We start from the raw sequence: 26,270 nt of genomic DNA, 5'->3' as shown, positions 1-26,270 counted from the left end.
CTTGCCCTCAACCTTGGCGCGGCTGACGATCCCTTTCCCCTCACACCGCCCAGCATGAGCATCCGAGTGCGCCGAAGAAGCCCTTGAGGTCGGTGATCGGCAGTTTCGAGGTCCAGGCGCCGGCATGGTCGTGGCCGTGCACGCCGCAATTGCTGGCGCAGCCGCACGAAGTGATTGCCGTGCCCCGGAGCGAGTTCCTGCCGGCGCCATCGGGTTCGCCCCAGGCGGCATAGCCGCCGAAGGTCCTGACCGGCGACCAGTCGGGCATCGCCGGCGGCACCTGGTTCTCGTCATGTGCGGTAAAATCGCCGGCCGCATAGACCACCTTGCCGCCGACCACCGTCAGGTCCGACGTCAGGAACGAGATCTCGTCCTCGGGGCAGGCGAAGTAGTCCTTGTTCGGCACGATCAGGTCGGCAAACTGCCCCTTCTCGATCCGGCCCTTCTTGCCTTCCTCGTTGGAGAACCACTGCACCTTCTCGGTCCACATCCGAAGCGCCGTCTCGCGGTCGAGGCAATTGGCGCGCGGATAAAGCTGCAGGCCGCCGACGGTCTTGCCGGTCACCATCCACGACAACGAAACCCAAGGGTTGTAGGAGGCCACGCGCGTCGCATCGGTACCGGCCGACACGTTGACGCCCTTCTCCAGCATGCGCTTGATCGGGGGCGTCGCTTCGGCCACCCCATGGCCGTAGCGCTCGACGAAATATTCGCCCTGGTAGGCCATGCGGTGCTGGGTGGCGATGCCGCCGCCAAGCGCGGCGATCCGGTCGATCGAGCGCTCCGAGATCGTCTCGGCGTGGTCGAAGAACCAGTTGAGCCCTTCGAGCGGGATATCCTTGTTGACCTTCTCGAACACGTCGAGTGCACGGCTGATCGTCTCGTCATAGGTCGCGTGCAGCCGCCAGGGCCAGCGGTTCTCGGCCAGAACCCTGACCACCTCCTCAAGCTCGCCCTCCATCTCCGGCGCCATTTCGGGGCGCGGCTGACGGAAGTCCTCGAAGTCGGCGGCCGAAAACACCAGCATCTCGCCGGCGCCGTTGTGGCGGAAGTAGTCGTTGCCCTGCTTGTATTTGACCGACGAGGTCCAGTTGAGGAAGTCCTCTTTCTCTTCCTTCGGTTTCTGGGTGAAGAGGTTGTAGGCAAGGCGGACGGTCAGCTGATCGTCGTCCGAGAGCTTCTGGATGACGGCATAGTCGTCCGGATAGTTCTGGAAGCCGCCGCCGGCGTCGATGACGCTGGTGATCCCCAGCCGATTGAGCTCGCGCATGAAATGGCGGGTGGAGTTGACCTGGTAGTCGAAGGGCAGCTTCGGGCCCTTGGCGAGCGTCGAATAGAGGATGCCGGCATTGGGTTTGGCGAGCAGCAGCCCGGTCGGGTTGCCGTTGGCGTCGCGGGTGATCTCGCCGCCCGGCGGGTTCGGCGTGTCGCGACCATAACCGACAGCGCGCAATGCGGCGCCGTTCAGCAGCGCCCGGTCATAGAGATGCAACAGGAACACCGGCGTATCGGGGGCGATCGCATTGATCTCGTCGATGGTCGGCAGGCGCTTTTCGACGAACTGGTGTTCGGTGAAGCCGCCGACGACCCGCACCCATTGCGGCGCCGGCGTGATCGCCACCTGCCGCTTCAGCATCGCCATCGCATCGGCAAGCGAGCGCACCCCATCCCAGCGCAGTTCCATGTTGAAGTTGAGACCGCCGCGCACGACGTGGGTGTGGTTGTCGTTGAGGCCCGGCAGCACGCGCTTGCCCTTGAGGTCGATCACCTTCGTCGCCGATCCGACAAGCGCCATGATCGTCCTGTCGTCGCCGACAGCAAGGATCCGGCCGTCCTTGACGGCAATCGCCGTCGCTGCCGGATTGGCGCGGTCGAGCGTCGTCACAAGGCCGTTGTGAAGAATGAGGTCAGGCGTCATCGAGGTATCTCCGGTCGATTGGGCGCCGGCTGGACGGGCCGGCGAGAAGAGAGCGGGCAGCGCCAGCGACGAGGCCGCGCCGAGAAACGAACGTCGGGTCGGCATTGTCAGGCCCTTTCATCTTTCACAATTTCGTCCGCAAGCTTGCCCGAAGCCGTCGCTGCGCCGGGCAGATGCCCGAACACATGCGGCATGCATTGGCGGTTGAACCAGCTGACATTGATCGGCTGGCCGGAAAGCATCCGCTTGACCAGCGGCACCGACTGTTCGCCGATCAGGATCCCGAGCAGGCCGACAAGCGCGATCACCGGCGGCGCCGGCGAGCGGACGTTGAGGAGAGAATAGATGACCCCGACGAGCAGTCCGGCGCCGAGCGAGAGAAGATACATCTTCATCGCCACCTCCTTTGCGGATGACATGGTCGCCCCGGTCGCTGCGTGAGCGACCGGGGCGCTTTCGAGAGATGGCCAGGGCTCGCGTCAGTGCCCTTCGGACGCCCCGAACATCGACTTGGCGTAGATGATGCCGAGGCCGTAGGCCCCGCCGTATTTCTTGGCGATGCCGGTGGTCATCTCGTAGGTTTCGGTGCGCGCCCAGTCGCGCTGCAGCTCGAGCATGTATTGCAGCGACGTCATCGGCCGCACTCCGGCCTGCACCATGCGGTCCATGGCGCGCTCGTGCGCCTCGTCGGAGACATCGCCACAGGCATCGGCAATCACATAGACTTCGAAACCCTGGTCGAGCGCCGAAAGCGTCGGTCCGACGATGCAGACCGATGTCCAAAGTCCGCACATGACGAGACGCTTCTTGCCGATGCGATTGATCTCCTCGATCACGGCCGCGTCTTCCCAGGTGTTCATCGAGGTGCGGTCGAGCAGCTTCTGGCCCGGAAAGGCTTCGGTGATCTCGGAGAACATCGGGCCGGAGAAGGTCTTTTCGGCAACGGTCGTCAGGATCGTCGATACCCCGAAGCCGGCAGCCGCGTGGGCGACGAGTGCCGCGTTGTTGCGCAGGAGAACCGCGTCGATCGACTTGGTCGCAAACGACATCTGCGACTGGAAATCGATCATGATCAGGGTGTGATCCCTTGGCGATACAAGGAGCTTGCCGGGGGTCGCTGTCGCAGACATGGTCGTGGCCTCTTTCTGTTGAAACTGAACTCCGACTGGAGAGCTTCGACTATGCCGGCGACCGGCAACCTGTTCTTGTCGCCGAAGGCGGATTTTTGAAAATTTCGCGCGCCATGCCGGAGACGGTCAATCTGATCCGAGCCGCATGGCCGCACAACCATACTGACTGGTAGGCCTATGATTGCCGGCTGCGGCGCCACAGGCGGGGCGTTGCTCCTGCGGCCTGCACGAAGGCGCGGGTAAAATGACTCTGGTCCGAAAAGCCGCAGGTCGTGGCGATTTCACTGAGCGGCGTCTGGGTGAACTGCAACAGATCCTTGGCCTTCTCGATCCTCTGGTTCAGCAGCCAGCGATAGGGTGTGCTCCCGAGCGTTTCGCGGAACGCCCTGAGGAACGTCGCCTGCGACAGGTTGCAGGTCGCAGCCAGTTCCTCGACGGTCAGCTCGCCGTCCAGGCGATCGCGCACGAGATCGCGGATCCTAGCCTGGCAGCGCGACGACAGCCGCCGGCCCCCGGCCGCGGTTTCACCGCGACCATTGCCGTATTGCCGCACCACATGCGCGCCGATGGCGACGGAAAGCTGGTCGACGAAGAGGGCGCTGCGCTCCCTGTGTCCGTCCACGGTGGCAAACAGGGCGCCGAGCAGGCCGGCAAGAACCGGATCGTGCGCGCCGGCGAGCGACCGCAATTCGCTGACGCCTGCCGCATCTGACGCATCGGCGATGCGGTCGAGCGCGCCCTGGCCGATTTCGAGCAGGGTGAAATCGAACGTGCCGCTCAGATCCGCCTTATAGTCGTCGGCAAAATTCCTGATGTAGATGCTGTTGTCGCCGAAGTCCTGGACAGCGCAATGGTGTTCGTGAAAGACGCGGCGCCGATGGCCGCCGGCGAGAGAAAGGCCGATCAGGTAACCTCGGCCGTTGGCCGGCGTCGCCACCCTTTCCGGAGGCCCGGCTGCCGACCGCTTGCGGTGAAACACCAGATCGCGGCCCTCGATCGTCCGGTCGTCGTCAAGCCTGTCGAGCGAGCATCCAAGGCTGTCACGCGGTGGCGCAACGGCTGGGGTAGCGGAGGACCCGTCCATCACCGCTCCTCCCGCGTGCACCAGCGGCCGGCGGTTGGCAGCCACCACGACGCATCAGAAAACTGCCCCGCAGCGGCGGCCGGACGCAGATCGCGACGTGGGTGGCAAGCGTCCATTCCATCCATCTCAGGCTTGGCGTCTCGCGCCGGGGAAACGCCGATAATCGGCTCGACCGCCGGATCGTTCTTGCACGTTTGTCATGCGTTTTGAACAATCCGCATGAGGGCGCGCCCTCTTTTCGTCCTATTGTGTCCTGCGCACCACGGCGACGGGCCGGTTCTTCTTGCGGTAGCGCGCCGGGGCCTCGCCGACCTCGGCCGTGAAAACGCGGGTCATGTGGCTCTGGTCGGCGAAACCGCACTGGATCGCGATTTCGGCAAGCGGCATGTCCTTTGCGAGGAGGTCCCTGACGCGCGCGATGCGGTACTCGGTCAGCCACCTCGATGGCGTGCACCCGAAGCTTTCCTTGAATGCCTTGTTGAAATAGCTGCGCGACAGCTCGCATTGCGTCGCCAGATCACCCACCGAAAACGTCTTGTTGAAATGCGCGACGAGGAACTCCGTTGCGAGGCGCTCCTGCCATGGGGCCAGCGTGCCTTTCTTGTCGACCGGGAAATGCAGGCCGCCATAGGCCTGGCTGAGATGAGCCAGCGCTGCGAGGCTGATCTGCTCGACGAAAAGCGCATTGGCGTGACCGGGCTCGTCAAGCGATGGCAACAGCGCCTGCGCAAGGCCGAACATCACCGGATCGGCACGCCCCTGCACCGACGCGAGCGAAACATATTCGCCGCGCCCCGCCTCTTCGGCAAAGGCCCGCATGCTGGCAAAGGGGATATGGAAGCGGACGTTATCGAAGGGAGAGAGGTGGTGGCACTGCCACTGCTCGCGCAGATCGGTAATGGCAAGCGAGGCCTTGATGTGACCGCCCTCGAAGACAAGTTCGCCGCGACGCCACAGCCGGTGCGCATCGAAATCGCGCATCTGGACGATGACGTTGAAGGCGTCGGAGGTCGGCGCCGCGGGCGCCGGCTGCAGATCGAAGCGGTCGGAAAACGTGCGCGTGATGGTGATTTCGCCAGCGCAGATCGATTTGACCGTGGGCCGTGGCGCCTGATCGTCCACGTTTGCTGCCTCATTCAAGGCCATCGGTCAGCACCTCCCGATTTCCAGATCGACGGACCATTGCGACGCCGCGACGGGTCGAGCGACGGACTGGCGGGTGCACTATAGCGGCAAACTGCACGCACGCCGACACCGCTTTTCGTATGATGCCAACATCCATCAGTGCCGCCATCGGGCGCGCCAGATTGCAGGCGATACGCCCGTCACCGTGCGAAAGGCGTCGATAAAATCCGCCTCGTCGGCAAAACCGCAACGGGCAGCGATCGCGGCCAGCGGGCCGGCGTCTTCCGCCAGAGCGTGTTTCGCCCGTCCGATCCTGTAGCGCAGCAGCCATTGCTGCGGCGTCTGGCCTGTGGCCGCCAGGAAGCGAGCGACAAGGTCATCCTCCGACAGGCGCGTCGCCGCAGCGGCACCGGCGAGAGAAAAATCGTCGGACCAATGGTCGATCATGAAATCCTTGGCGGCTTTCTCCTGCCAGACCGAAAGCGCGGCGTTGCCGGACACGGCCCGCTCCGGATAGGAGTGCAGGAGATGCGCACAGATGGCGACGGCGATGTGCTGGAGAACCGGGCTCGGGTCGGCACCATCCTCGCCGAACAGCGGCTCCAGCGCCAGGGCAAGGTTCAGCATCACGTCGTCGGTCTCGCCGCGAAGGCAGCGAAGACCTGTCATGCTCGGAGCGTGCGAAAACTCGGAGACCTCGCGAAACAGCGTCCGCGGCAGGTGGAATGCCAGGGCATCCAGATCGCTGACCAGCCGCACGGTGGCGCCCTGTGCCAGATCGACAAGGCAGATCGAACCCTGCCTGTAACGCTGGATGGCGTCGTCGCTTCCATCCCGCGTGACATCGCAATGCATCGCGTCCTTGACGTAGAACATCAGAAAATAGGCGTCGTCGGCCGGCAGGCAGACGCGGCGGCTCAACTCTCCGTCCAGACGGCATCTCAGGCGTGTCACCGCAAAGCGGGCATCGCGGACGGGGCGGACCAGGAGCACCGGTGCATTCGCCTCACCGAAACAGGCTCCAACAGCGTTTGCGTCTGTCATTGTCTTATCGACCCTCGCCTCCGGGCGATGGAGTTTCGCTTGACGCGGTCAGTCACGTCGTTCGGCGCAGGCCAAGAGCTCGCGGGAAGCGATCATCGGCCATTGCGCAGGCAACATGCGCAAATCCGCCTGCGATTTCTTGTATCGATTGCTCACATTTGGCCGCAAACGGCGCAGACCTTGCGGCAGCGATCGCCAACCGCAACGTCTTGCCGACCACCGGGCATCCCTTGCCGGGCGCGTCCGGACTTCGGCGCGCTTGCCGGTGGCGGACCCGACATCCGTCAGATCCGCCGCCCGTCGTTACTGAGCCTTTGCTTCGAGGTCGACTTTGTCGAGCAGGAGCGCCGGGTTTTCGGCGGCGCCGATCAGTTCGAGCGCGCCGACGCCGGCCTCGTCCTTGGCCTTGACCGTCAACGTGAAGGTCCCGGGCTTGCTGATGAACTGGGTAAACGCCGTTGCGACGTCCTGCAGCTTCGGCTGCGTCGCGGCAAAATGCTGCACGCCGGCGCTCGTCATCAACACCAGCAGGCCGCGGACGCTGTCCTCGGTCATGTGGTTTTCCTCGGCGTAGAGCTTGATGCCCTTGGCAAGAATGCCCTTGTCTTCCAGCGTGAGTTTCGCCTCCCGCGCAGTCAAGCCGAAGAGCCCGATCTGCGCAGCGTTGAGATCGCCGGAGAAAAAGTCCTTCGAGACGCCGCCCATCAGACCCGCAAAGGAGAAGCTGCCCATGTCCTTGCCCTCAAGCGAGATCTCCTTGATCACAAGGTTCTCGTTGGGCTCATCCCATGAAAGCTCGACATTGGAGGAGAAGACCAGCTTGTCGAGACCAATCTTGCGCAGCGTCTTGAAGCCCTCTTCCTGCGTGTCCGCAGGGATCGGAACGCTGAGGTCGCGGTAGCTGACGCGGACATCCGTCGGAATGCCGTTGCGTGGCTTCGTCAGCGCGATTTCATAGGTGTCGAGCGAGAAACGAACGCGTTCCGGAACGGACGGCACTGCCGACTGATCCACGGGCGCCTCGGCCATCGGGTCTTCCGGCACTTCACCGGCGATCTCCGCGCCGCTGGCGGCGTCGCCGTCGGTTGCTCCATCCGCCGACGGCTCTGCAGGCGCCTCGGCCATCGGCTCTGCTGTCGCATCGCCGGGGACCGCCGCATCGCTGGCGGCTTCGCCGTCTGTCTTTTCATCCGGCAGCACCTGTTCGGCTTCCGGCGTCTGTTCGGCGCTGACCGACGGATCGACCTCGGTTTCGGTCGCGCTCTCGTCTTCGACGGGTTCGCTGTCCGTCACGGCTGCCGGGTCGCTGCCGGGCATGTCCACGTCGAGGCCCGCGATCCGGATCGTGCCGAATTCCGGCATCAGCGTCGTGTAGGGGAAGGTTTCGAATTCTTCCTCCTTCAGGCCCGCGAGCTTCGTCAGCGCCTCCATGGTCGGAGCCCAGGAGAAACCCTTGATGCTGGCTTCGGCAAATTTGAAGTAGTCGGTCCCCTCGCCCGCGGTGACACCGTTCATTGTGCCGTCGAAGCTGCGGGCGTCGAGCTGGAACGCCATCTTGTCGACGGCGAGCTTCACAAGCTTGCCCTCGGCGCTGTCCTGCTCCGGCACTTCCATCTTCAGGCCGAGCAGTTCCATGTCGCCCTTGCCGAGCATATCGGCGAGCGAAAGGATGCGCTTGAAGAATGCCTGGCGCTCGGCCGGTGGCAGAACCTCGGGATCGGTGACCGACTGAAGTTTTTCGAGCGTTTCAAGAAGCGGCTCGGCCGGCATGCGGACACTGAGGCCACTGCTGCGCACTTCATCATAGCCGAAGCGCGACTTGCTGTCGGAGAAGGCCAGGTTTTTCACCGAAATCGGACCGTAAAGCGGCTTTGGCTGCTTGTCGTCTGGTCCAGCCTTTTCGGTATAAATGCGGGCCATGTAGGCCACGTCGAAGCTCTCGCCGGCGACGGCGCCCATGGTGCCGTCCAGCTTTTCCCGCTTCGTCGCCCCTTCACCGTCAGGAACATCCATGGCGAACGCGAATGTGGCGCCGCTTGCCGAGTAGCGCGCGATGCGGCCGCCGGCGATATCCTCGAGCGCCACGTCCTTGTAGACCGTCTTCTGCTCGGAGTTCGCGACGTTTTGCGTCACGCTGACCTCCGGCGCGGACACCCGCCTTGCCGCGAACTTCTCGATCCGCTTCAGGAGATCCGCCTTGTCTCCGCTTGCGGGCAGGTTCCCGGCCGAAAAGAAGTCGGGGTCCTCGATCGTTGCCTCAGGCATCGAGAGCTTGGCCGCCTTCAGGTCGAGCTCCAGCCCCTTGACGTCGAGCTTGCCGCTCAGCGAAAAAATCTTCGGACGCCCATCGATCGCGGCGATGCGTGCGCTGGCACCGTCGCCGAAGGGCAAGGTCACGTCGCGCAGGTGGATGCGGCCGAGGAAATCGGCCTCGACCGAGCCCGCCTTGCCGCCACGCTCGGCGATGAAGGTGCCGACCGCCTTTTCCAGCATGAACTTGCCGCCGATGACGCCCGTCGCCGCGATCGCGATCACGGCCACGGCCGCCCAAAGAGCCTTGCGACCACCGCTGCGGGGTGCCGTTTCTGTCTGCGCCACGATTTGTGTCCTTTCACAACTCGAAAATGGAAAGAGATTCCGGCGTGTGACTATCGAGCCTTGTCGAACTTCGCAAGTTTCACGGGAGTTCTGTGCACCAATATCTGCCCTTGGCTGCAGACCGCAGCTCGGGTGACGCGTCATCAAAGCTGCATGAACGGCTGCCAGCATCCAACCAAAGGCATCGCCGACAAACATTAGCAATAGGATTACGTTATCGCCACCATCAGGAAATCCAACTTAAATTAATGAAACCACTTTGATAGACTTCGCCCCGCAACGAGGGAGATGCAGCCAGTGGCGAGACCGCATCGCGGACCGACAACCACCGACGGCACAATGAATGCCGCGCCCCGGACCAGGCAAAACGCCGGGCCGCATCGTCTGTTTTTCCTCTGACCACGCAATTCACATCATCCAAAGGGAGATAAAAATGGACGCGAAAGCCGAGAAAACGGGCAAATGTCCCGTCATGCACGGAGCCCAGACGAGTGCTCAATCGGTGGGCACCTCGAACAGCGACTGGTGGCCGAACCAGCTCAACCTGAAGATCCTGCATCAGAACTCCTCCCTCTCCGATCCGATGGGCACGGCATTCAACTATGCCGAGGAATTCAAGAAGCTCGACCTGCAGGCGCTAAAGAACGATCTGAAGGCGCTGATGACCGACACGCAGGACTGGTGGCCGGCCGACTTCGGCCATTATGGCCCTCTCTTCATCCGCATGGCCTGGCATAGCGCCGGCACCTACCGCACCGGCGACGGCCGCGGCGGCGCGGGCGCCGGGCAGCAGCGCTTCGCGCCGCTCAACAGCTGGCCGGACAACGTCAATCTCGACAAGGCGCGCCGGCTGCTGTGGCCGATCAAGCAGAAATACGGCAACAGCATTTCCTGGGCCGACCTGATGATCCTCACCGGCAACGTCGCCCTCGAATCGATGGGCTTCAAGACCTTCGGCTTTGCCGGTGGCCGTCCTGACGTCTGGGAGCCCGAGGAAGACATCTACTGGGGTACCGAAAAGACCTGGCTCGACGACAAGCGCTATTCCGGCGACCGTGACCTTGAAAACCCGCTCGCCGCCGTGCAGATGGGCCTGATCTACGTCAACCCCGAAGGTCCGAACGGCAATCCGGATCCGCTCGCAGCCGCCCGCGACATCCGCGAAACCTTCGCGCGCATGGCCATGAACGACGAGGAAACCGTGGCGCTGATCGCCGGCGGCCACACCTTCGGCAAAACCCATGGCGCTGGCGATGCCTCCAATGTCGGCCGCGAGCCGGAAGCGGCAGGCATCGAGGAACAGGGTCTCGGCTGGGCGAGCAGCTACGGCAGCGGTCGCGGTGGCGACACCATCAGCAGCGGGCTCGAAGTCACCTGGACGACGACGCCCACGAAGTGGAGCAACAACTTCTTCTGGAACCTCTTCGGCTATGAATGGGAACTGACGAAGAGCCCGGCGGGCGCCCATCAGTGGACGCCCAAGCACGGCATGGGTGCCGGCACCGTGCCGGACGCGCACGACAAGTCCAAGCGCCACGCGCCGTCGATGCTGACAACCGACCTCGCGCTGCGTGTCGACCCCGCCTATGAAAAGATCGCGCGGCATTTCTACGAGGACCCGGACGCCTTTGCCGACGCCTTTGCTCGCGCCTGGTACAAGCTGACCCACCGCGACATGGGTCCGCGCGCCCGCTATCTCGGCCCGGAAGTCCCTTCCGAAGAACTGATCTGGCAGGACCCGGTTCCGGCCGTCGATCACCCGCTGGTCGACGCCGCTGATATCGCCGGCCTCAAGGCGAAGATCCTTGCCTCGGGTCTTTCCGTCCCGCAGCTCGTCTCGACCGCCTGGGCATCCGCTTCCACCTTCCGCGGTTCCGACAAGCGCGGCGGCGCCAACGGCGCACGCATCCGCCTCGCCCCGCAGAAGGATTGGGATGTCAACCAGCCGGCCGAACTCGCCAAGGTCCTGGAAACGCTCGAAGGCATCCAGCAGGCCTTCAACGGCGCCCAGGCCGGCGGCAAGAAGGTGTCGCTTGCCGACCTGATCGTGCTCGGCGGTGCTGCCGCGATCGAAAAGGCCGCCAGGGCGGCCGGCCACGAGGTCGAGGTTCCGTTCGCCCCCGGGCGCGCGGACGCCACGCAGGAACAGACGGATGTCGAGGCCTTTGCCGTTCTCGAGCCGATCGCCGACGGCTTCCGCAACTACCAGCGCAGCCAGTATGCGGTTTCTCCGGAAGAACTGTTGATCGACAAGGCGCAGCTCCTGACGCTGACGGCACCGGAAATGACCGTTCTCGTCGGTGGCCTGCGCGTGCTCGGTGCCAATTACGGCGCGTCCAGCCACGGCGTCTTCACCGATCGTCCCGAGGTTCTCAGCAACGACTTCTTCGTCAAGCTGCTCGACATGGGAACGGCGTGGAAGGCTGCCTCCGAAGCGAAGGACGTCTTCAGTGGCACCGACCGCAAGACCGGCGAAGGCAAGGCGACAGCGACCCGCGTCGACCTCGTCTTCGGCTCGAACTCGCAGCTGCGCGCCATCGCCGAGGTTTACGCACAGTCGGATTCCAAGGCGAAATTCGTCCGCGACTTCGTCGCCGCCTGGAACAAGGTGATGAACGCCGACCGCTTCGATCTCGTCTGAGAAGCGACGCGGTCCATCGACATCCACGACAGGTCCCGGCGCAAGCCGGGACCTGCTTTCTTTGACGCACCGTTGCCAAAAACCTTTACCTGAGGTTGCGTTTTCGACAGCACAGCATCAGGGAATACCCCACACGTTAAACGATTTTCCTTTCTGAACCACACGCAGCCTTGCGGCGAAATTGCCGCGCGTTCGCGTCCGGCGTCGCCCTTCTGAGGGACTGCACAAACTATTGCTTTTGTGACAAGTTCCGCCTCGATGCACCGCTTACCGGCATATTTCATCCCGTTTACAAACAGGACTTCTTATCAATCTTTGGTTGCGTGACTTGCTGCGGAGAACGTGTTCTGATTTCATCACCATGAGGACGCCCGTCCGGGCGGACTGAAGCCATCTCAAGCTGTTTCGTTCAGGGGGAACGGTGCATGCCTCATCCGAGAATCCTCACCGCTTCACTATCATCGACGCTTCTTCTCGCAGCCAGCCTCACCGCACAGATGGCCTTCGCCCAGCAGGCTCCGGCCCAGCAGGCCCCCGCCGTTGTCGTTGCGCCAGCCACGATCATGGACCTGCGCGAAAGCGTTGACCTGACGGGCAAGGTGACCGCGATCCAGAAAGTCGATATCCGCGCTCGAGTCTCCGGCTTCCTCGAGGCGGTGAACTTCAAGGAGGGTCAGAAGGTCACCGCAGGTACGGAGCTCTACCAGGTCGAAGACGGCGCCTACCGCGCCGCGGTGCAGGAAATCCAGGGTCAGATCGAAGCCGCCGAGGCCGCCAAGCAACTTGCGGTCCTCGAGCGCGATCGTGCCGATCAACTCTTGACCACCAAGACCATTTCCCAGGCCAAGGTGGACCAGGCCAACGCCGAGGTCCAGAAGGCCGACGGCGACCTCACGCGGCTCAAGGGCAGCAAGGACAGCGCCGACCTCAATCTCTCCTACACCAAGATCGTGGCACCCTTCGACGGGATCGTCGGCCTGACCGCCGCCGATGTCGGCGCCCTTGTCGGCCCCGACAGCGGCCCGCTGGTGACGCTGACCCGGCTCGACCCGATCTATGTCCAGTTTCCAGTCGCCACAGCACTCTACCTCACCTACCGCGAGCGGGTGCTGAAGGGCGAGATCAGCGGCGGCGCCAATGTCGGGCTCAGCCTGCCGAACGGAACGGAATACAAGCAGAAGGGCACGATCAACTTCATCGCCAGCAACGTCCAGCAAGGCACCGACACGGTGATTGTGCGCGCCGAATTCCCCAACCCGGACAGCATCCTGCTTGATGGCGCGTTGGTGCGCGTCATCCTCGAGCAGTCTGACAAGCAGGACGTTCTGGCCGTGCCGCAGCAGGCGATCCAGCGAGACCAGCAGGGCGCGTTCGTCCTGGTGGTCGACGCGAGCTCCAAGGTCGAGCTTCGCCGCGTCGATGTGGCGCGCAACACCCGCGGCCAGGCGGTCATCAGCAAGGGCCTCAAGGAAGGCGAGAACGTGATTACCGAAGGCGCCGGCAAGGTGCGGCCCGGCATCACCGTCGATGCCGCAACGGCTGCAGGTGGCTGACCGATGATTTCAGAGATCTTCATCGATCGCCCGCGCTTCGCCACGGTTATTTCCATCGTGCTGACGCTGGCGGGCCTTCTGGCGCTCACCCGCCTGCCGGTCGCGCAGTTTCCCGACATCGTGCCGCCGCAGGTCAGCGTTACCGCAAGTTATCCAGGTGCCGGCGCCGACGTGGTCGAAACCACCGTCGCCCAGCCGATCGAGAGCAAGGTCGTCGGCGTCGACGACATGCTCTACATGAAATCGACCAGCGGCGCCGACGGCTCCTACTCGCTCACCGTCACCTTCGCTGTCGGCACCGACCCTGACATCGCGACCGTCAACGTGCAGAACCGCGTGTCGCTTGCCGAAGCCGGCCTGCCGTCCGAGGTCAAGCAGAGCGGCGTCAGCGTGCGCAAGAAGTCGTCTGCGCTGATGCAGGTGATCACCATCTATGGCGCTGACGAGAAGCAGAATTTCGACAACCTGTTTCTGTCGAACTACGCCACCATCAACGTGCTCGACACGGTCAAACGCGTGCCCGGCGTCGGCGACGCCCAGCTGTTCGGCGCCCAGGACTACGCCATGCGCGTCGTGCTTGACGTCGACCGCATGACCAGCCTCGACCTGACGCCGACCGATGTGATCAACGCGCTGAAGGCCCAGAACGTCCAGGCCGCCATCGGCCGCATCGGCGCCCAGCCGATGACCGACGACCCGCTGTTCCAGCTGAACCTGCAGACGCAAGGGCGCCTGACCGATCCCAAGCAGTTCGAGGACGTGGTGCTGCGCGCAAAGCCAGACGGCTCCTATGTGCGTATCCGCGACGTCGCGCGGGTCGATCTCGGCGCCTCCAGCTCGGATTCCAGCGCCCGCTTCAACGGCAAGCCGGTCGCCATGATCGGCACCTATCAGGCACCCGGCGCCAATGCGCTGGCCGCTGCCGAAGGCGTCCAGCAGGCGATGGAGAGGCTGTCGAAATCCTTCCCGCCGGGGGTCACCTACGCGATTTCCTACGACACCTCGCAATTCGTCAAGGCCAGCGTCGACAACGTCGAGGAAACGTTGCTGGAGGCCTTCGTCCTCGTCATCCTCGTCGTCTTCCTGTTCCTCGGAAACTGGCGCGCGACGCTGATCCCGCTCGTCGCCGTTCCAGTGGCACTGATCGGCACATTCGCCGTCCTGCTCGCGATGGGTTTTTCGCTCAACACCGTGTCGCTGCTCGCCATGGTTCTGGCCATCGGCATCGTCGTCGACGATGCGATCGTCGTGGTCGAGAACGTCGAGCGGGTGATGGAGGAAAATCCGGGCCTGTCGGCGGCGGAGGCTGCCCGGCGCGCCATGGGCGAAATCACCGGCGCCATCGTCGCCATCACGCTGGTGCTGCTTTCGGTCTTCGTGCCGGTCGCCTTCATCCCGGGCCTCAGCGGCCAGTTGTTCCAGCAGTTCGCCGTCGCCGTCTCGGTGTCGATGGTGATCTCGGCCATCAATGCGCTGACGCTGAGCCCTGCCCTCTGCGGCGTGCTTCTGAAGCCGCATCACGGGCCCAAGCGCGGCATCCTCGGCTATATCTCGCGCACCATCGACAAGGGGCGCGACGGTTATGCCTTTGTCGCCGGGCACATCGCGCGGCGCGCGATTATCGGCCTCGTGCTGCTGGCGCTCGCCTTTGTCGCGACCGGTTTCCTTTTCAAGGTCGTCCCGACCGGCTTCCTGCCGGCGGAAGACCAGGGCGCCTTCTTTACCGAAATTCGCCTGCCGGAAGGTGCATCCTACAACCGGACCGATGAGGTCGTGAAACAGGTCGAGACGATGCTTGGCGGCATCGAAGGCGTTGCCAACGTCATCACCGTCACCGGCTACTCGTTCCTCGACGGTCTTTCCAAGTCCAACTCGGCCTTCGCGATCGTCACGATGAAGCCATTCGCAGAACGTCTGAGCCCGTCTGCAGGCGTCGAAGCGGCGATCCGCACGACCATGGGCAAGGCGCAGGCGATCAGAGGCGCGCAGATCTTCGCATTCAACCTGCCGCCGATCATGGGCTTGGGCACAGGCTCGGGCTTCGAGTACCAGTTGCTCGACCTGCAGGGCCGCTCGGTCGCAGATCTCGCGGCGACCGCCGGCGGTCTGATCATCGCCGCCAACCAGAACCCGGCGCTCGGGCCGACCTTCACCACCTATTCGGCAAGCTCGCCGCAGCTCTATCTCGACATCGATCGCGACCGGCTGCAATCGCTTGGCGTCTCGGTGAGCGATCTCTTCACCACGCTGCAGGGCACGCTCGGAAGCTACTACGTCAACGACTTCAACCTCTTCGGCCGCACCTGGAAGGTGACGATGCAGGCGGCACAGGCGGACCGGAACGCCGTTGACGACATCCAGCGCCTGCACGTGCGCAACGTCAACGGCGACATGGTGCCGGTCGCCTCAGTCGCCAAGGTCGACTACATCGTCGGGCCGCAGTCGATCGTGCGCTACAACAACTATCGCTCGATCACGCTGAACGGCCAGCCTTCCGCCGGGCATTCCTCCGGCGAGGCGCTCGCGGCGATGGAGGCGCTTTCGGCTTCCACCCTGCCGCCCGGCTACAGCTACGAATGGACCGGAACGGCGCTGCAGGAACTGGAGGCGGCCGGCAAGACGACGGCGATCCTGGCGATGGCGGTGCTCTTTGCCTACCTCTTCCTGGTGGCGCTCTACGAAAGCTGGACCATCCCCGTGCCGGTGCTGCTTTCGGTCGCCTTCGGCGTCTCGGGCGCGCTTCTGTCGGTGCTCATCGCCGGGCTTTCCTTCGATATCTACGCCCAGATCGGTCTCGTCGTGCTGATCGCGCTCGCGTCGAAGAACGCCATCCTGATCGTCGAGTTCGCCAAGGCACACCGGGAGGCCGGGGCCAGCATCGTCGATGCGGCGATCGAGGGCGCTCGCGCCCGATTCCGCGCCGTCATGATGACGAGCTTCGCCTTCATCCTCGGCCTCGTGCCGCTGGTGATTGCCAACGGGGCGGGAGAACTCAGCCGGCGCGCGGTCGGCACCGGCGTCGCCGGCGGCATGCTTGCCGCCGCGGTCGTCGGCATCTTCGTCATCCCGGCGCTCTACGTCGCCTTCCAGTGGCTGCGCGAGCGCGGCCACAAGGTCCTCGGCATCTCCCGGCACCCAGCGGTGGAAGGCGACCAGCCGGAAGGCAAGACCGAGACGCCGGCCGGTCACTGACGGCGACCTGTCCTTGATCGGCCGCGACTAAAGGACGAAAACATGCACTGGATCAGGCGCGCCCACACGGGCGCGTTTGATCTTCGGTCTGCATTGCAGACTTTCCGTTCATCCGTTGGTGACGATCAAGGAAAGCCAGGTTTCGCTCTCGTTTCGTTGCGCAAACACCGGCGCCGCGGACGGCCGCTCTTGGAAGGTCAGACCCGAGTAGCAGAGAGACGGATGCCGCGCTCTGCAAAGTAGCTCTCCAGCGCCTCCGGCATCGCAGGATCCGCAATGAGTGCCACATAGGTATCCGGGCGCAGCAAATAGACGGCGTCGCGCACGAGGCCGGCCTCGGCGTGCTGTGAACTCCATGGGAAGAGGTGAAGCGGCACGTGTTTGGCCGCACACCACGCTGCGATGCCGTTGCGCGCCTCGCCGTAGACATGCACCTGCCAGGCGATGGCGGAGAGCGATGCGTGATTGTCGAGGCCGTTTGTGCATACCCATGGCAGGCGGTCGCCGCCCTGCACCCGACCGCGCGCAACACGGCTCAAGGGGCCGCCGCGATAGTTGAGCTGCGTTTGCGACAGGATGCGGAACAGGAACTCCCTGATCCCACCGACGCGGTAGGCGATGCCGGCCAGGGCCGGGGCGATGTGGACGCGCAGGAAATCGGCGACGTTGCCCTCAGCCGTGACAAAGGTGAACAGGCGGTCGGTGGTCTCCACGAGCTGACGGGCAAACCCGATCCGTTCGCTTTCGTAACTGTCGAGCAACGTATCCGGCGCTTCTCGCTTCAGCACTGACGCAAGCTTCCAGGCAAGATTGATGGCGTCGCCGATTCCGGTGTTCATGCCCTGGCCGCCGACAGGGCTGTGCACATGGGCGGCGTCACCGACGAGAAAGACTTTTCCTTGGCGGAAGCTGTCGGCGACGCGATGGTGGACGCGGTAGGTGGAAAACCAGTTCACCTTGTCGACGGTCAGTCGCAGGCCGTCGATGGCCCGATGGCTCACATCGTCAAAGGTGAGCCCACCTGCACCCTCCCGCTCGTCGCGGACGAGCCCTATCAGACGGCCACGCCCTTCGGCATAGGCAAGCAACGCGACGAAATCGCCGTTTTCAAGTGAAATATGGGCTTCACCATTGGCGGTGGCACCACTTACGTCAACGTCGGCGACGTAGAAGGTCTGATTGTAGGTGCCGCCGGTAAAACCGATCGCCAGCTTGTGCCGAACGGCCGAGCGCGCGCCGTCGCATCCGGCCAGATACCGCGTCGCGCAAATCTCCTCACGGCCGTCCGGCAACAGGAGACGGGCGCGCACGCCATTTTCGTCTTGCTCAAAGTCGACAAGTTCGGTCTGCCGTTCGACCCGCACGCCCAAGGCCTCAAGGCGCGCCGCAAGCAGCCGTTCGTGGTGATCCTGCGGATAGACGAGAACGAATGGATAGGGCGTCAGTTTCGTGCCGGTCGGGCTGAAGGATATCCGTGCCCTCGCTCTGCCCTTCGCCCAAAGATTGACCGAGGGGTTGCGGTAACCGGCGTCGATCACGGCCTCGGCCAGATCGAGCTGGCGGTAAAGCTCGAGCGTCCTCGCATGCACGACCATCGCCCGCGACGTCGGGCCGGGGCCGGTGTTCTGGTCGACGACGCGAACCTTCACGCCCTGGACCGTGAGCCAGAGGGCAAGCACCAGCCCGGTCGGTCCCGCGCCGACAATAAGGACATCCTCTCCCGCCACGCCCGCTCTCCGGTGCCTTCGAGCCAGCGGGTTTCACTCTCCATCGCTGGCAACCGCAGCCTACGCGCATGCGACAGCCAAAGCCAATGCCGACGAGGACTGTCGCGCAAAAGAGGCTGATGCGAGACCCATGGCTCCGTCTCAGGACCTGCCGCGCGTCCTCAGTCTGGTGAGCAATCGTTCCTGCCCCACCCGGATCACATGTTCCATCGCGCGCCGTGCGCCCTCCTCGTTTCGCAGCCGGATCTGCTCGACGATGCGGATATGGGCGACGGCAACGCGGTCGATCTCGGCGCCGTCGGCCGCCGCGTTGCTGAGGCGGAAGACACCCATCAACGCTGCCTCGATCAGGCTGCCCACGGTCTGCATGAACGGATTGAGCGACGCCTTGAGCAGGCCGAGATGGAACTCGAGATCGGCAAGCGCGAGCGATTGGGCGCTGTGGCCGGCGTCGCCCATGGCGACTGCAAGCCGCATCATGTGGGCGATATCGGCGTCGCTTGCGCGTCGTGCCGCAAGGCCGGCTGCATAGGGTTCAAGCGCCAGCCGCACCTCGCTCACATGGCGCAGGAAGTTCTCGTCGACCCCTGCCCGGAAATGCCAGGCGAGCACGTCGCCATCGAAAAGGTTCCAGTTTGCCTGCGGCAGCACGCGGGTGCCGATGCGGGCGCGGGCTACGACGAGCCCCTTGGCGGCGAGCGTCTTCATCGCTTCGCGCAGAACCGTGCGGGAGACGTTGAAGCGCGCCGCAAGCTCGGCGTCGCCCGGAAGCGTATCGCCGACCGCAAACTCGCCCGCAACGACCGCCTGCCCCAGTTCCTCGACCACGAGCCTGTGGCTCGTTCGCTTGCGCGGCTGCTGGAGGGATGGCCACATCGCCCGCTCCGCCGATCCGTCACGCGCGCTGCTGGCGATGGCGCGAGACGGAAATGATGCCTTTCTGCAGGAGGATGAAGGCGAAAAGCAAAAGGCCGATCAGGATCTTCGTCCACCAGCTCGACAGTGAACCGTCGAAGGTGATGTAGGTCTGGATCAGGCCCTGGATGAAGATGCCGAAGAGCGTTCCGGCGACGAAGCCGGCGCCGCCGGTCAAAAGCGTGCCGCCGATCACCACCGCCGTGATCGCATCGAGTTCGACACCGACGGCAGCGAGCGAATAGCCGGCCGAGGTATAGAGCGAGAAGACGATGCCCGAGAGGCCGGCGAGCAGCCCTGAAAGGGCGTAGATCCTGATCGTCGTTGCGGCGACGGGAACGCCCATCAGCCGCGCCGTCGCGGTCCCGCCGCCGAGCGCATAGACATTGGTTCCGAAACGCGTTCGGTGGGCGACCAGGATACCGAGCGCAAAGATGAAGAGCATCAGGCCGCCGATCAGCGTGATGCGCCCGCCACCCGGCAGCTTGAAATAGAGCCCCTTGAGCGTGGCGTAAAACGGATGCCGGATCGGGATGCTGTCGACCGACAGCACGAAAGCCATTCCGCGCGCGAGAAACATGCCGGCAAGCGTGACGATGAAGGCCGGCATTTCCAGGTAGTGAATGATTGCCCCCATCGCCGCCCCGAACAGCGTCGCGATGGCGAGAGCCATCGCAAAGGCGACGAGCGGATGCAGCCCGGTGTGCTCCAGCACGACCGCGAGGAAAACGCCGGTAAAGGCGATGACCGAACCGATCGAGAGGTCGATGCCGCCCGACAGGATGACAAAGGTCATGCCGACGGCGGCAATGCCGAGAAAGGCGTTGTCGGTCAGAAGGTTGCCGATCACCCGGGTGGAGAGCATGTTGGGATACTGGGCGATGCAGAGCGCGTAGCCGAAAAGGAAGATCACAATGGTCGCGGTCAGCGGAAGGTATTTCTGCTTCATTTCACCGCTCGCTCTGACGGTTTGTTGGCGCCGCGCACGGCGGCCAGAAAGGCGAAGGCCGAGCGAAACCGCGGCGATTGCAGCACCAGGATGATGACGATGATCGCCGCCTTGATGATCAGGTTGAATTCGGGCGGGAAGCCCGAAAGAAGAATGCCGGTGTTGATCGCCTGGATGATGAGCGCGCCGAGCACCGAGCCGGCAATGCTGAAGCGGCCGCCGAGAAGCGAGGTGCCACCGACCACCACGGCCAGAATGGCATCGAGTTCCAGCCAGAGGCCGGCATTGTTGGCATCCGCACCGCGGATGTCGGCCGCCGCAATGATGCCAGCAATCGCGGCGCAGAGGCCGGAAAGAACATAGGCGGCGACCAAAAGAACCGGGGTCAGCACGCCGGAAAGCGTGGCGGCCTGGCGATTGACCCCAACCGCTTCGATCAGCATGCCGAGGGCGGTGCGCCGCACGAGCACGGCGACCAGCACGCCGAAGACCAGCCAGATCACCACCGGCATCGGCAGGCCGGCGAAGGAACCGCTGCCGATGAAGATCAGGCCCGGATCATTGAAGGTCAGGATCGCGCCTTCGGTGACCAGTTGGGCGATGCCGCGGCCGGCGACCATCAGCACCAGTGTCGCGATGATCGGCTGGATATCCAGCACCGCGACCAGCACTCCGTTCCAGAGACCGCAGAGCATGCCGACGGCGAGCGTGATCAGGAGGGTGGCGGCCAGCGAATGCCCCGACGTGATCAGTGCCGCGGCCGTCGCGCCACAGATCGCCATGACGGCGCCGACCGAGAGGTCGATCCCCCTTGTGGCGATGACGACCGTCATGCCGATCGCCAGTAGCACGACCGGTGCGCCGCGGTTGAGAATGTCGATCAGGCTGCCGTAAAGGCGGCCATTCTGGATCTCCAGGTTGAGGAAACCCGGAAACACCAAGGTCACCGCGACAATGATGATACCGAGCGCGATCAGTTGCGGCAGCAGGCGGCTGAGATGGAGCCGGATGAACGACGTCACGCTCCCCTCCTTTCGTCATGGGTGGCGGCGATCGCTTCGACGATCTGATGGGCGGTGATGCGGTCTCCGTCGAGTGCTGCGACATGGGCGCGGTCGCGAAGCACGACGACCCGGGTGCTATAGGCGACGAGCTCCTCGATTTCCGAGGAGACGACGATCAGCGACATCCCCTGCCCGCGCAGCGCTTCGATCAGTTTGACGATCTCGGCATGCGCACCGACATCGATGCCGCGCGTCGGCTCGTCGAGGATCAGGAATTCCGGTGCGGTGGCAAGCCAGCGGGCAAGGATGACCTTCTGCTGGTTGCCGCCCGACAGCAGCCTCACGGGCTTTTCGCGATCGGCGGTGCGGATGTCGAGCGCGCGGATATAGTGGTCGGCCAGACGGTTCTGCTCGGTCCTTGAGAGCGGCCGCGTCCAGCCGCGGCGCGCCTGCAGGGCAAGCACGATGTTTTCGCGCACGGACAGGTCGCCGACGATGCCTGAGACCTTGCGATCCTCCGGGCAGAAGCCGAACTTGTGATGAACGGCCGCGCGCGGCGACGAAAGGGCGGCCGGATGGCCGTCGACTTCGGCCGTACCGCTATCGGCGCGGTAGGCGCCGAAGAGAAGTTCGGCGGTTTCCGTGCGGCCGGAGCCGAGCAGACCGGCCATGCCGATCACCTCGCCGGCGCGCACATCAAGATCGAAAGGCGCGATGCGGCCCTTGCGCCCGTAGTTGCGGAACCGGTAGCGCAAGGGCCCTTGCGCGGTCTCGGTCCGTGGGGCGTGGATCTCCGCCGCCAGCTCCCGGCCGATCATCATCGCGATCAATGTGCGTCGGTCGAGGTCGGCGGTCTCGCGTGTTCCAACGAGCTGCCCGTTCCTGAGCACGGTGATCCGGTCGGAAATTTCAAAAACCTGTTCGAGGAAATGGGTGACGAAGACGATGCCGAGACCCCGCGCCTTGAGGCGCCTGACAATACGAAAAAGCATTGCCACCTCGTGCGCGTCGAGGCTTGCGGTCGGCTCGTCGAGGATGAGCACCTTGCCTGAGAGGTCGACGGCGCGGGCGATGGCGACGACCTGCTGGATTGCCACCGAGTAGCTTGCCAGTTCGCGCGTGACATCGAGGTCGAGCTCGTACTCTTCCAGCAGCGCGCGCGCCCGTCGGTTCATCGCCTGCATATCGATGAGGCCGAAGCGACGCGGCTGGCGTCCGAGAAACAGGTTCTCGGCCACACTCAGGTTCGGCAGGAGATTGACCTCCTGATAGACCGTGCCGATGCCGAGACGTTGAGCGTCAAACGTATCGCGCGGATCAACCGGCGCACCGTCGAGCATGATGGCGCCGCCGTCGCGGCGATAGGCCCCGGTCAGGCACTTGATCAGCGTCGACTTGCCGGCGCCGTTTTCGCCGAGCAGGGCATGCACCTCGCCGCGCCGCAGATGGAAGTCGACCTTGTCGAGCGCCTTCGTTCCCGGGAATGCCTTCTCGATCCGTACTGCCGAAAGAATGTCGTCACTGGTCTGCATCGATGCCGTTCCCGCCAAGGTGCGATCGAGAGCGTGATGAGCAAGAGGCGGCTGCCTTCAGGCCGGCGTGCGCTCCAAACCCACCGTCGTCAGCCGGCCGAAGCCAAGCCCCGTCTCGCCTGGCGAGAAGGCTTGCCTCCGGCCGGGTTGCCGCCCACGCGCCGCGACGCGGGCGGCAAACACTCAGTAGCCGAGGCCTTTTTTCGCCTCGTAGACCTTCATCGGGTCGTCGGCCTGAGTGTAGAGCTTGGATTCCGTCTGGATCCATTTCGGCGGTGCCGTGCCGTCCTTCTGGAAGGCGGCGAGCGCATCGAAGGCGGGGCCGGCCATGTTCGGCGTCAGCTCGACGGTGGCATTGGCTTCGCCGGCTGCCATCGCCTGGAAAATATCCGGAACCGCGTCGATCGAGACGACGAGGATATCCTTGCCCGGCTTCAGGCCGGCCTCCTTGATCGCCTGGATAGCGCCCACGGCCATGTCGTCGTTATGGGCGTAGAGCGCGCAGATGTTCTTGCCGCCATCCTCGGCCTTCAGGAAGCTCTCCATCACTTCCTTGCCCTTGGTGCGGGTGAAATCGCCGGTCTGGCTGCGCACGATCTTCAGGTTGTCGTGACCGGAAAGCGCCTGTTCGAAGCCCTTCTTGCGGTCGATCGCCGGCGACGAACCGGTTGTGCCCTGCAGCTCGACGACATTGCAGGGCTTGCCCGCGGTCGCATCGACCAGCCACTTGCCGGCAACATTGCCTTCATGCACCAGATCCGACGTGACGGCCGTCATGTAGAGATCCTTGGATGAATCGACCGTACGGTCGAGCAGGATCACCGGGATCTCCGCATCCTTGGCTTCCTGCAGCACCTCGTCCCAGCCGGTGGCGACGACAGGAGCAAGCAGAATGGCATTCACGCCCTGCGCAATGAAGGAGCGGACCGCCTTGATCTGGTTTTCCTGCTTCTGCTGCGCGTCGGCGAATTTCAGATCGATGCCGCGTTCTTCAGCCTGCTGTTTGGTCAGCGTCGTCTCGGCGGCGCGCCAGCCGGACTCCGAGCCGATCTGCGAAAAGCCGACAACGAGTTCCGCAGCCGAAGCGCTACCGAACGCGCAGGCAGCAAGGATCGTTGCACTCGCAAGTGCCTTGGCGATTTTCATGATTTCCTCCCAAAGAAAGCTGCCTCCACGCAGCCGATGAGAAAAAATCATATAATATTACTTTTGTAAACGGGCAGTTTTAGCCTTTGCTCGCTCGTTTCAGATTTCCCGCAGCCTCCCAGGATTGCCGATCCGTGAACGTGGCAAGACGTGCCGTTGGCAACTCTGAACCAAGTCGGATCATCGTCGCACGATTTTGCCCTTACTTCTCGATCGGAATGAACCCTTTCTGCTCGTCCTGTCTGTACCAGTAAATGTGCCACCGATCCGCCACGGCACGTTCCTTCAGGAAAGCGATTGCGAGATCTTTGCCGTCGGTGCGAATGTTGATCGCCCCGTACACCTGCACGTTTCGTCTTGCCATTTCCTCCAGCGCGGCGGCCCGTTTGGCCTTGGCCGCCTTGATCACCGTGTCATTGGTTCCCGGCTTTTCGATCAGAGCGTTCTGCTGGTTGATCGTCTTGAAAAGACTTGTCGCCTCTCGCTCTCTGGTCGACCGCAGTATCTCGGTGCAGAGGATTAATGGTTGGTCGCCACGGCCAAAACGACCAAGCCTGCCCAGCAGTTCGGGGCGAGGATGGACATAGCTCTCATCGTCTCCGGACGACACAGCGAACGCGGAAGGATTGACCGCCTCCAAGAACTCGTCGGTGACATCCGCCGCGCCATGATGGCAGCACTTCAACAGGTCTGATCTCCAGCGAGATTGTGCATGCGCGACCGCATCGCGCAAAGGCTGGCCGTCGCCTATTCCGCTGTAGGCACGCAGAAGGAAGTCCTCCGCGGGCTTGTTCAGATCTCCGCCAAGCACCAGCGTGAAGCCCTGGTATGCGACGCGCAGGATGACTGAATGGCCGTTCTTCGTCTTTCCTTCGTCACGGTCCGTCGAGCCGATTTTCTTCCCGAACCATCGCAGTCGGGGACTTCCATCGTCACCGGCCTCGATCAGCGGCCCGAGGATTTCGATCGTGAAATCCGGGTTCTCTGCCGGAGAGAAGCCGGGCATCCAATGCCGATTGGCCATGCCATGGCTCACCTCCGATGCCAGCATCTCGACACGATCGACCTTTCCGCTGGTGAGTGCCGTATGCATCAGCCTTGGATATGTCTTTCTGCCCCTGACAACGGGGTCGGAGTAAAGCGCCTGGATGTCGGCGTGGGTGACCATGATCGAAGTCAGGTATCGTCCCGATGGATCGCTCGGCCCAAGAAGGTCGTCCCCCTCCCGCTCGGCGATGCCGTTGTGATAGAACCTCTCGAAGTGCTGCTTCGGTTCGTCGAGCAGACGCTGGAATCCAAGATAGTGGTCCAGGTCGCTGTGGGTAGCGACTGCCGCATGGAAGCGCACGTCTTTCGCGTACTTGCCATATCTCCACTTGATGAAACGGTAGACGTTGTCCCCCTTACCGGCATCCACCACGATGACTCTCCGCTCATCGGGTCTTCCCGGCGTGGTCACGATGGATCCATCGCCTTGCCCGACATCAAGTATGATGACGTCGAGTGGGGCTTCCTCAATGCAGTCCTTTTTGGGAATCCAGTAAGAGACTTTCCCCCAACGGACTTTGTGCCAATCACCATCCGACTCGATGACATCCAACCAGTCCCCCCAGAGGACCTGCTTCGCCTTCTTCCGAGTAGCGACGTCATGCAGATAGACTTCGCCCTTCCCCACGAACACTCTCATCCCTATCCCTCCAGAAACGCAAAAGTTGAAAAGCTCTCGTTGAGCTCTCCACCATCAAGGGGGCGCAGGTGACGGCGTTTCCGATGCGAAGAACCGCAGCACCATCGTGTCCCACCGCCTTTCCACTTGAACGCCGAGGGTCGGCCACGCGCCTCTCCCTTGCCTCGCGATCAAGCGTCGATCAGAGGTTGCTTTAATATCTCTAGGTTGTCTAGGCTGACCTTACGCGCAGTGGTGGCGATTTCTTGCCGTATGGCCCAACGAAACAAGTGAAATCGTTCGAGCCGTACTACTATCGGGCGAATGTTTCTCAGACACTCGCTGCCTTACGATGGTTGATCCTTCGATAGGGAGTTGGGGGCGCTTCCATGCAAGTACGCAAGACAACAACGCGCGAAGATCTTGCCGAGATCATCGAGATTGAAGGCGAAGGCGAGTATATCTACGAGAACGAACTGGAGGTGACGGAGCACGACGGATATGTCGTCGTTCTGCTCGAAAAGTTGCGGGGCGTAGTCGAGTCGCTCGACAACCCGGGGAACCTCGTTGGTGATGGCCTGAAGGGGCGCGTCGAGCTCTACGTGCTCCATGCGAAAAGTGAATTCCGTAGCCTTAAGCTCCGGGTGGCGTCAAAGGCCGGCGCTGCGTTTCGACTGACCATCGGATATTTCAGGAAGACCGCCGCGGATCTGCAGAAGGAATTGCCCTGCAAGTTATGCAAGGCCGCTTGCAAGCTCACCCTGGCGGTCATCCTGGCTCATCTGGGGATTCCGTATTTGAGGCCCGATGGGGCCGACGCCGGCATGGATCTCACAACGTTTCAAGACGTGATACGACCCATCCTGGAAGATCCCCATGCAGCGGCACAGCGCGCAATCGCCGAGTTGCTTACCCAGACTGGGGTTCTTAGTTCTATCCGCGTTGCGTTGGAGCTGATCGGCTGGATTTGGGATGTCGAAGAGAGGTTCTACACCTTCGCCTGCACAATGGCGGGTTGCTGCCCGTAGGCGAGCGGTGAGTCATTC

General features: G+C 63.3%; 18 protein-coding genes. 4 read left to right on the top strand and 14 right to left on the bottom strand.

Annotation, left to right across the window (positions count from 1 at the left end; translation table 11 throughout):
* Positions 1-40: 40 nt before the first annotated feature.
* The 7 genes from VGO12_RS19865 to VGO12_RS19835 all read right to left on the bottom strand — a co-directional run bounded on the left by VGO12_RS19865 (position 41) and on the right by VGO12_RS19835 (position 8,899).
* On the bottom strand, positions 41-2,023 hold the full coding sequence (locus tag VGO12_RS19865; RefSeq protein ID WP_327514481.1) for an amidohydrolase: 1,983 nt from the start codon (positions 2,021-2,023) through the stop codon (positions 41-43).
* A 2-nt stretch (positions 2,024-2,025) separates the two neighbouring features.
* Positions 2,026-2,313, bottom strand: a complete 288-nt coding sequence (locus VGO12_RS19860) for a XapX domain-containing protein (protein WP_327514480.1) — start codon at positions 2,311-2,313, stop codon at positions 2,026-2,028.
* Between the two features lie 84 nt (positions 2,314-2,397).
* Positions 2,398-3,048 (bottom strand): hydrolase, encoded by a 651-nt coding sequence (locus VGO12_RS19855; protein WP_327514479.1) that lies wholly within the window; start codon positions 3,046-3,048, stop codon positions 2,398-2,400.
* A gap of 175 nt (positions 3,049-3,223) precedes the next feature.
* Positions 3,224-4,135 carry an AraC family transcriptional regulator gene (locus VGO12_RS19850; protein ID WP_414650751.1) on the bottom strand — a complete coding sequence of 304 codons (912 nt, stop codon included), beginning with the start codon at positions 4,133-4,135 and terminating at the stop codon, positions 3,224-3,226.
* 240 nt (positions 4,136-4,375) lie between these two features.
* Positions 4,376-5,278: an AraC family transcriptional regulator gene (locus VGO12_RS19845; RefSeq protein WP_327514477.1), complete on the bottom strand. Its 903-nt coding sequence runs from the start codon at positions 5,276-5,278 to the stop codon at positions 4,376-4,378.
* Between the two features lie 135 nt (positions 5,279-5,413).
* Positions 5,414-6,301 carry an AraC family transcriptional regulator gene (locus tag VGO12_RS19840; RefSeq protein WP_327514476.1) on the bottom strand — a complete coding sequence of 296 codons (888 nt, stop codon included), beginning with the start codon at positions 6,299-6,301 and terminating at the stop codon, positions 5,414-5,416.
* 303 nt (positions 6,302-6,604) lie between these two features.
* Entirely contained in the window at positions 6,605-8,899 is a 2,295-nt protein-coding gene (locus VGO12_RS19835) for a hypothetical protein (protein ID WP_327514475.1), read from the bottom strand.
* 433 nt (positions 8,900-9,332) lie between these two features.
* On the opposite strand from VGO12_RS19835, the gene katG reads away from it, so the two are divergent.
* From katG to VGO12_RS19820, 3 genes are all read left to right on the top strand, one after another.
* Entirely contained in the window at positions 9,333-11,540 is a 2,208-nt protein-coding gene (katG, locus tag VGO12_RS19830; protein ID WP_327514474.1) for a catalase/peroxidase HPI, read from the top strand.
* A gap of 425 nt (positions 11,541-11,965) precedes the next feature.
* Positions 11,966-13,093, top strand: a complete 1,128-nt coding sequence (locus tag VGO12_RS19825) for an efflux RND transporter periplasmic adaptor subunit (protein WP_327514473.1) — start codon at positions 11,966-11,968, stop codon at positions 13,091-13,093.
* Positions 13,094-13,096: 3 nt separating this feature from the next.
* Positions 13,097-16,285, top strand: coding sequence for a multidrug efflux RND transporter permease subunit (locus tag VGO12_RS19820; RefSeq protein WP_327514472.1), 3,189 nt, complete (start codon positions 13,097-13,099; stop codon positions 16,283-16,285).
* 197 nt (positions 16,286-16,482) lie between these two features.
* Here the strand turns inward: VGO12_RS19820 and VGO12_RS19815 are convergent, their stop codons facing one another.
* The 7 genes from VGO12_RS19815 to VGO12_RS19785 form a co-directional block, all read right to left on the bottom strand.
* Positions 16,483-18,012, bottom strand: coding sequence for an FAD-dependent monooxygenase (locus tag VGO12_RS19815; protein ID WP_327514471.1), 1,530 nt, complete (start codon positions 18,010-18,012; stop codon positions 16,483-16,485).
* A 141-nt stretch (positions 18,013-18,153) separates the two neighbouring features.
* A complete protein-coding gene (locus tag VGO12_RS19810) occupies positions 18,154-18,888 on the bottom strand; it encodes a FadR/GntR family transcriptional regulator (RefSeq protein WP_327514470.1) in 735 nt (244 codons plus the stop codon).
* A gap of 19 nt (positions 18,889-18,907) precedes the next feature.
* On the bottom strand, positions 18,908-19,876 hold the full coding sequence (gene yjfF / locus VGO12_RS19805; RefSeq protein ID WP_327514469.1) for a galactofuranose ABC transporter, permease protein YjfF: 969 nt from the start codon (positions 19,874-19,876) through the stop codon (positions 18,908-18,910).
* Complete coding sequence (locus VGO12_RS19800) at positions 19,873-20,898, bottom strand: ABC transporter permease (RefSeq protein WP_327514468.1); 1,026 nt, start codon at positions 20,896-20,898, stop codon at positions 19,873-19,875. The genes yjfF and VGO12_RS19800 overlap by 4 nt, the downstream gene beginning before the upstream one ends.
* Complete coding sequence (gene ytfR / locus VGO12_RS19795) at positions 20,895-22,412, bottom strand: galactofuranose ABC transporter, ATP-binding protein YtfR (protein WP_327514467.1); 1,518 nt, start codon at positions 22,410-22,412, stop codon at positions 20,895-20,897. The genes VGO12_RS19800 and ytfR overlap by 4 nt, the downstream gene beginning before the upstream one ends.
* Positions 22,413-22,595: 183 nt before the next feature.
* The gene (gene ytfQ / locus VGO12_RS19790; protein ID WP_327514466.1) at positions 22,596-23,558 is read right to left on the bottom strand and encodes a galactofuranose ABC transporter, galactofuranose-binding protein YtfQ; all 963 of its coding nucleotides are present in this window, start codon (positions 23,556-23,558) and stop codon (positions 22,596-22,598) included.
* 202 nt (positions 23,559-23,760) lie between these two features.
* On the bottom strand, positions 23,761-25,245 hold the full coding sequence (locus VGO12_RS19785) for a hypothetical protein (RefSeq protein WP_327514465.1): 1,485 nt from the start codon (positions 25,243-25,245) through the stop codon (positions 23,761-23,763).
* A 368-nt stretch (positions 25,246-25,613) separates the two neighbouring features.
* Here VGO12_RS19785 and VGO12_RS19780 point away from each other — a divergent pair, with 368 nt between their 5' ends.
* Positions 25,614-26,252: a hypothetical protein gene (locus VGO12_RS19780; RefSeq protein WP_327514464.1), complete on the top strand. Its 639-nt coding sequence runs from the start codon at positions 25,614-25,616 to the stop codon at positions 26,250-26,252.
* Positions 26,253-26,270: the final 18 nt, after the last annotated feature.

Source organism: Ensifer sp. (genome assembly GCF_035999135.1).
GTDB lineage: Bacteria > Pseudomonadota > Alphaproteobacteria > Rhizobiales > Rhizobiaceae > Ensifer.
Note: the sequence above shows the minus strand (reverse complement) of the source record. Positions and strands in the feature narration are given on the sequence as shown.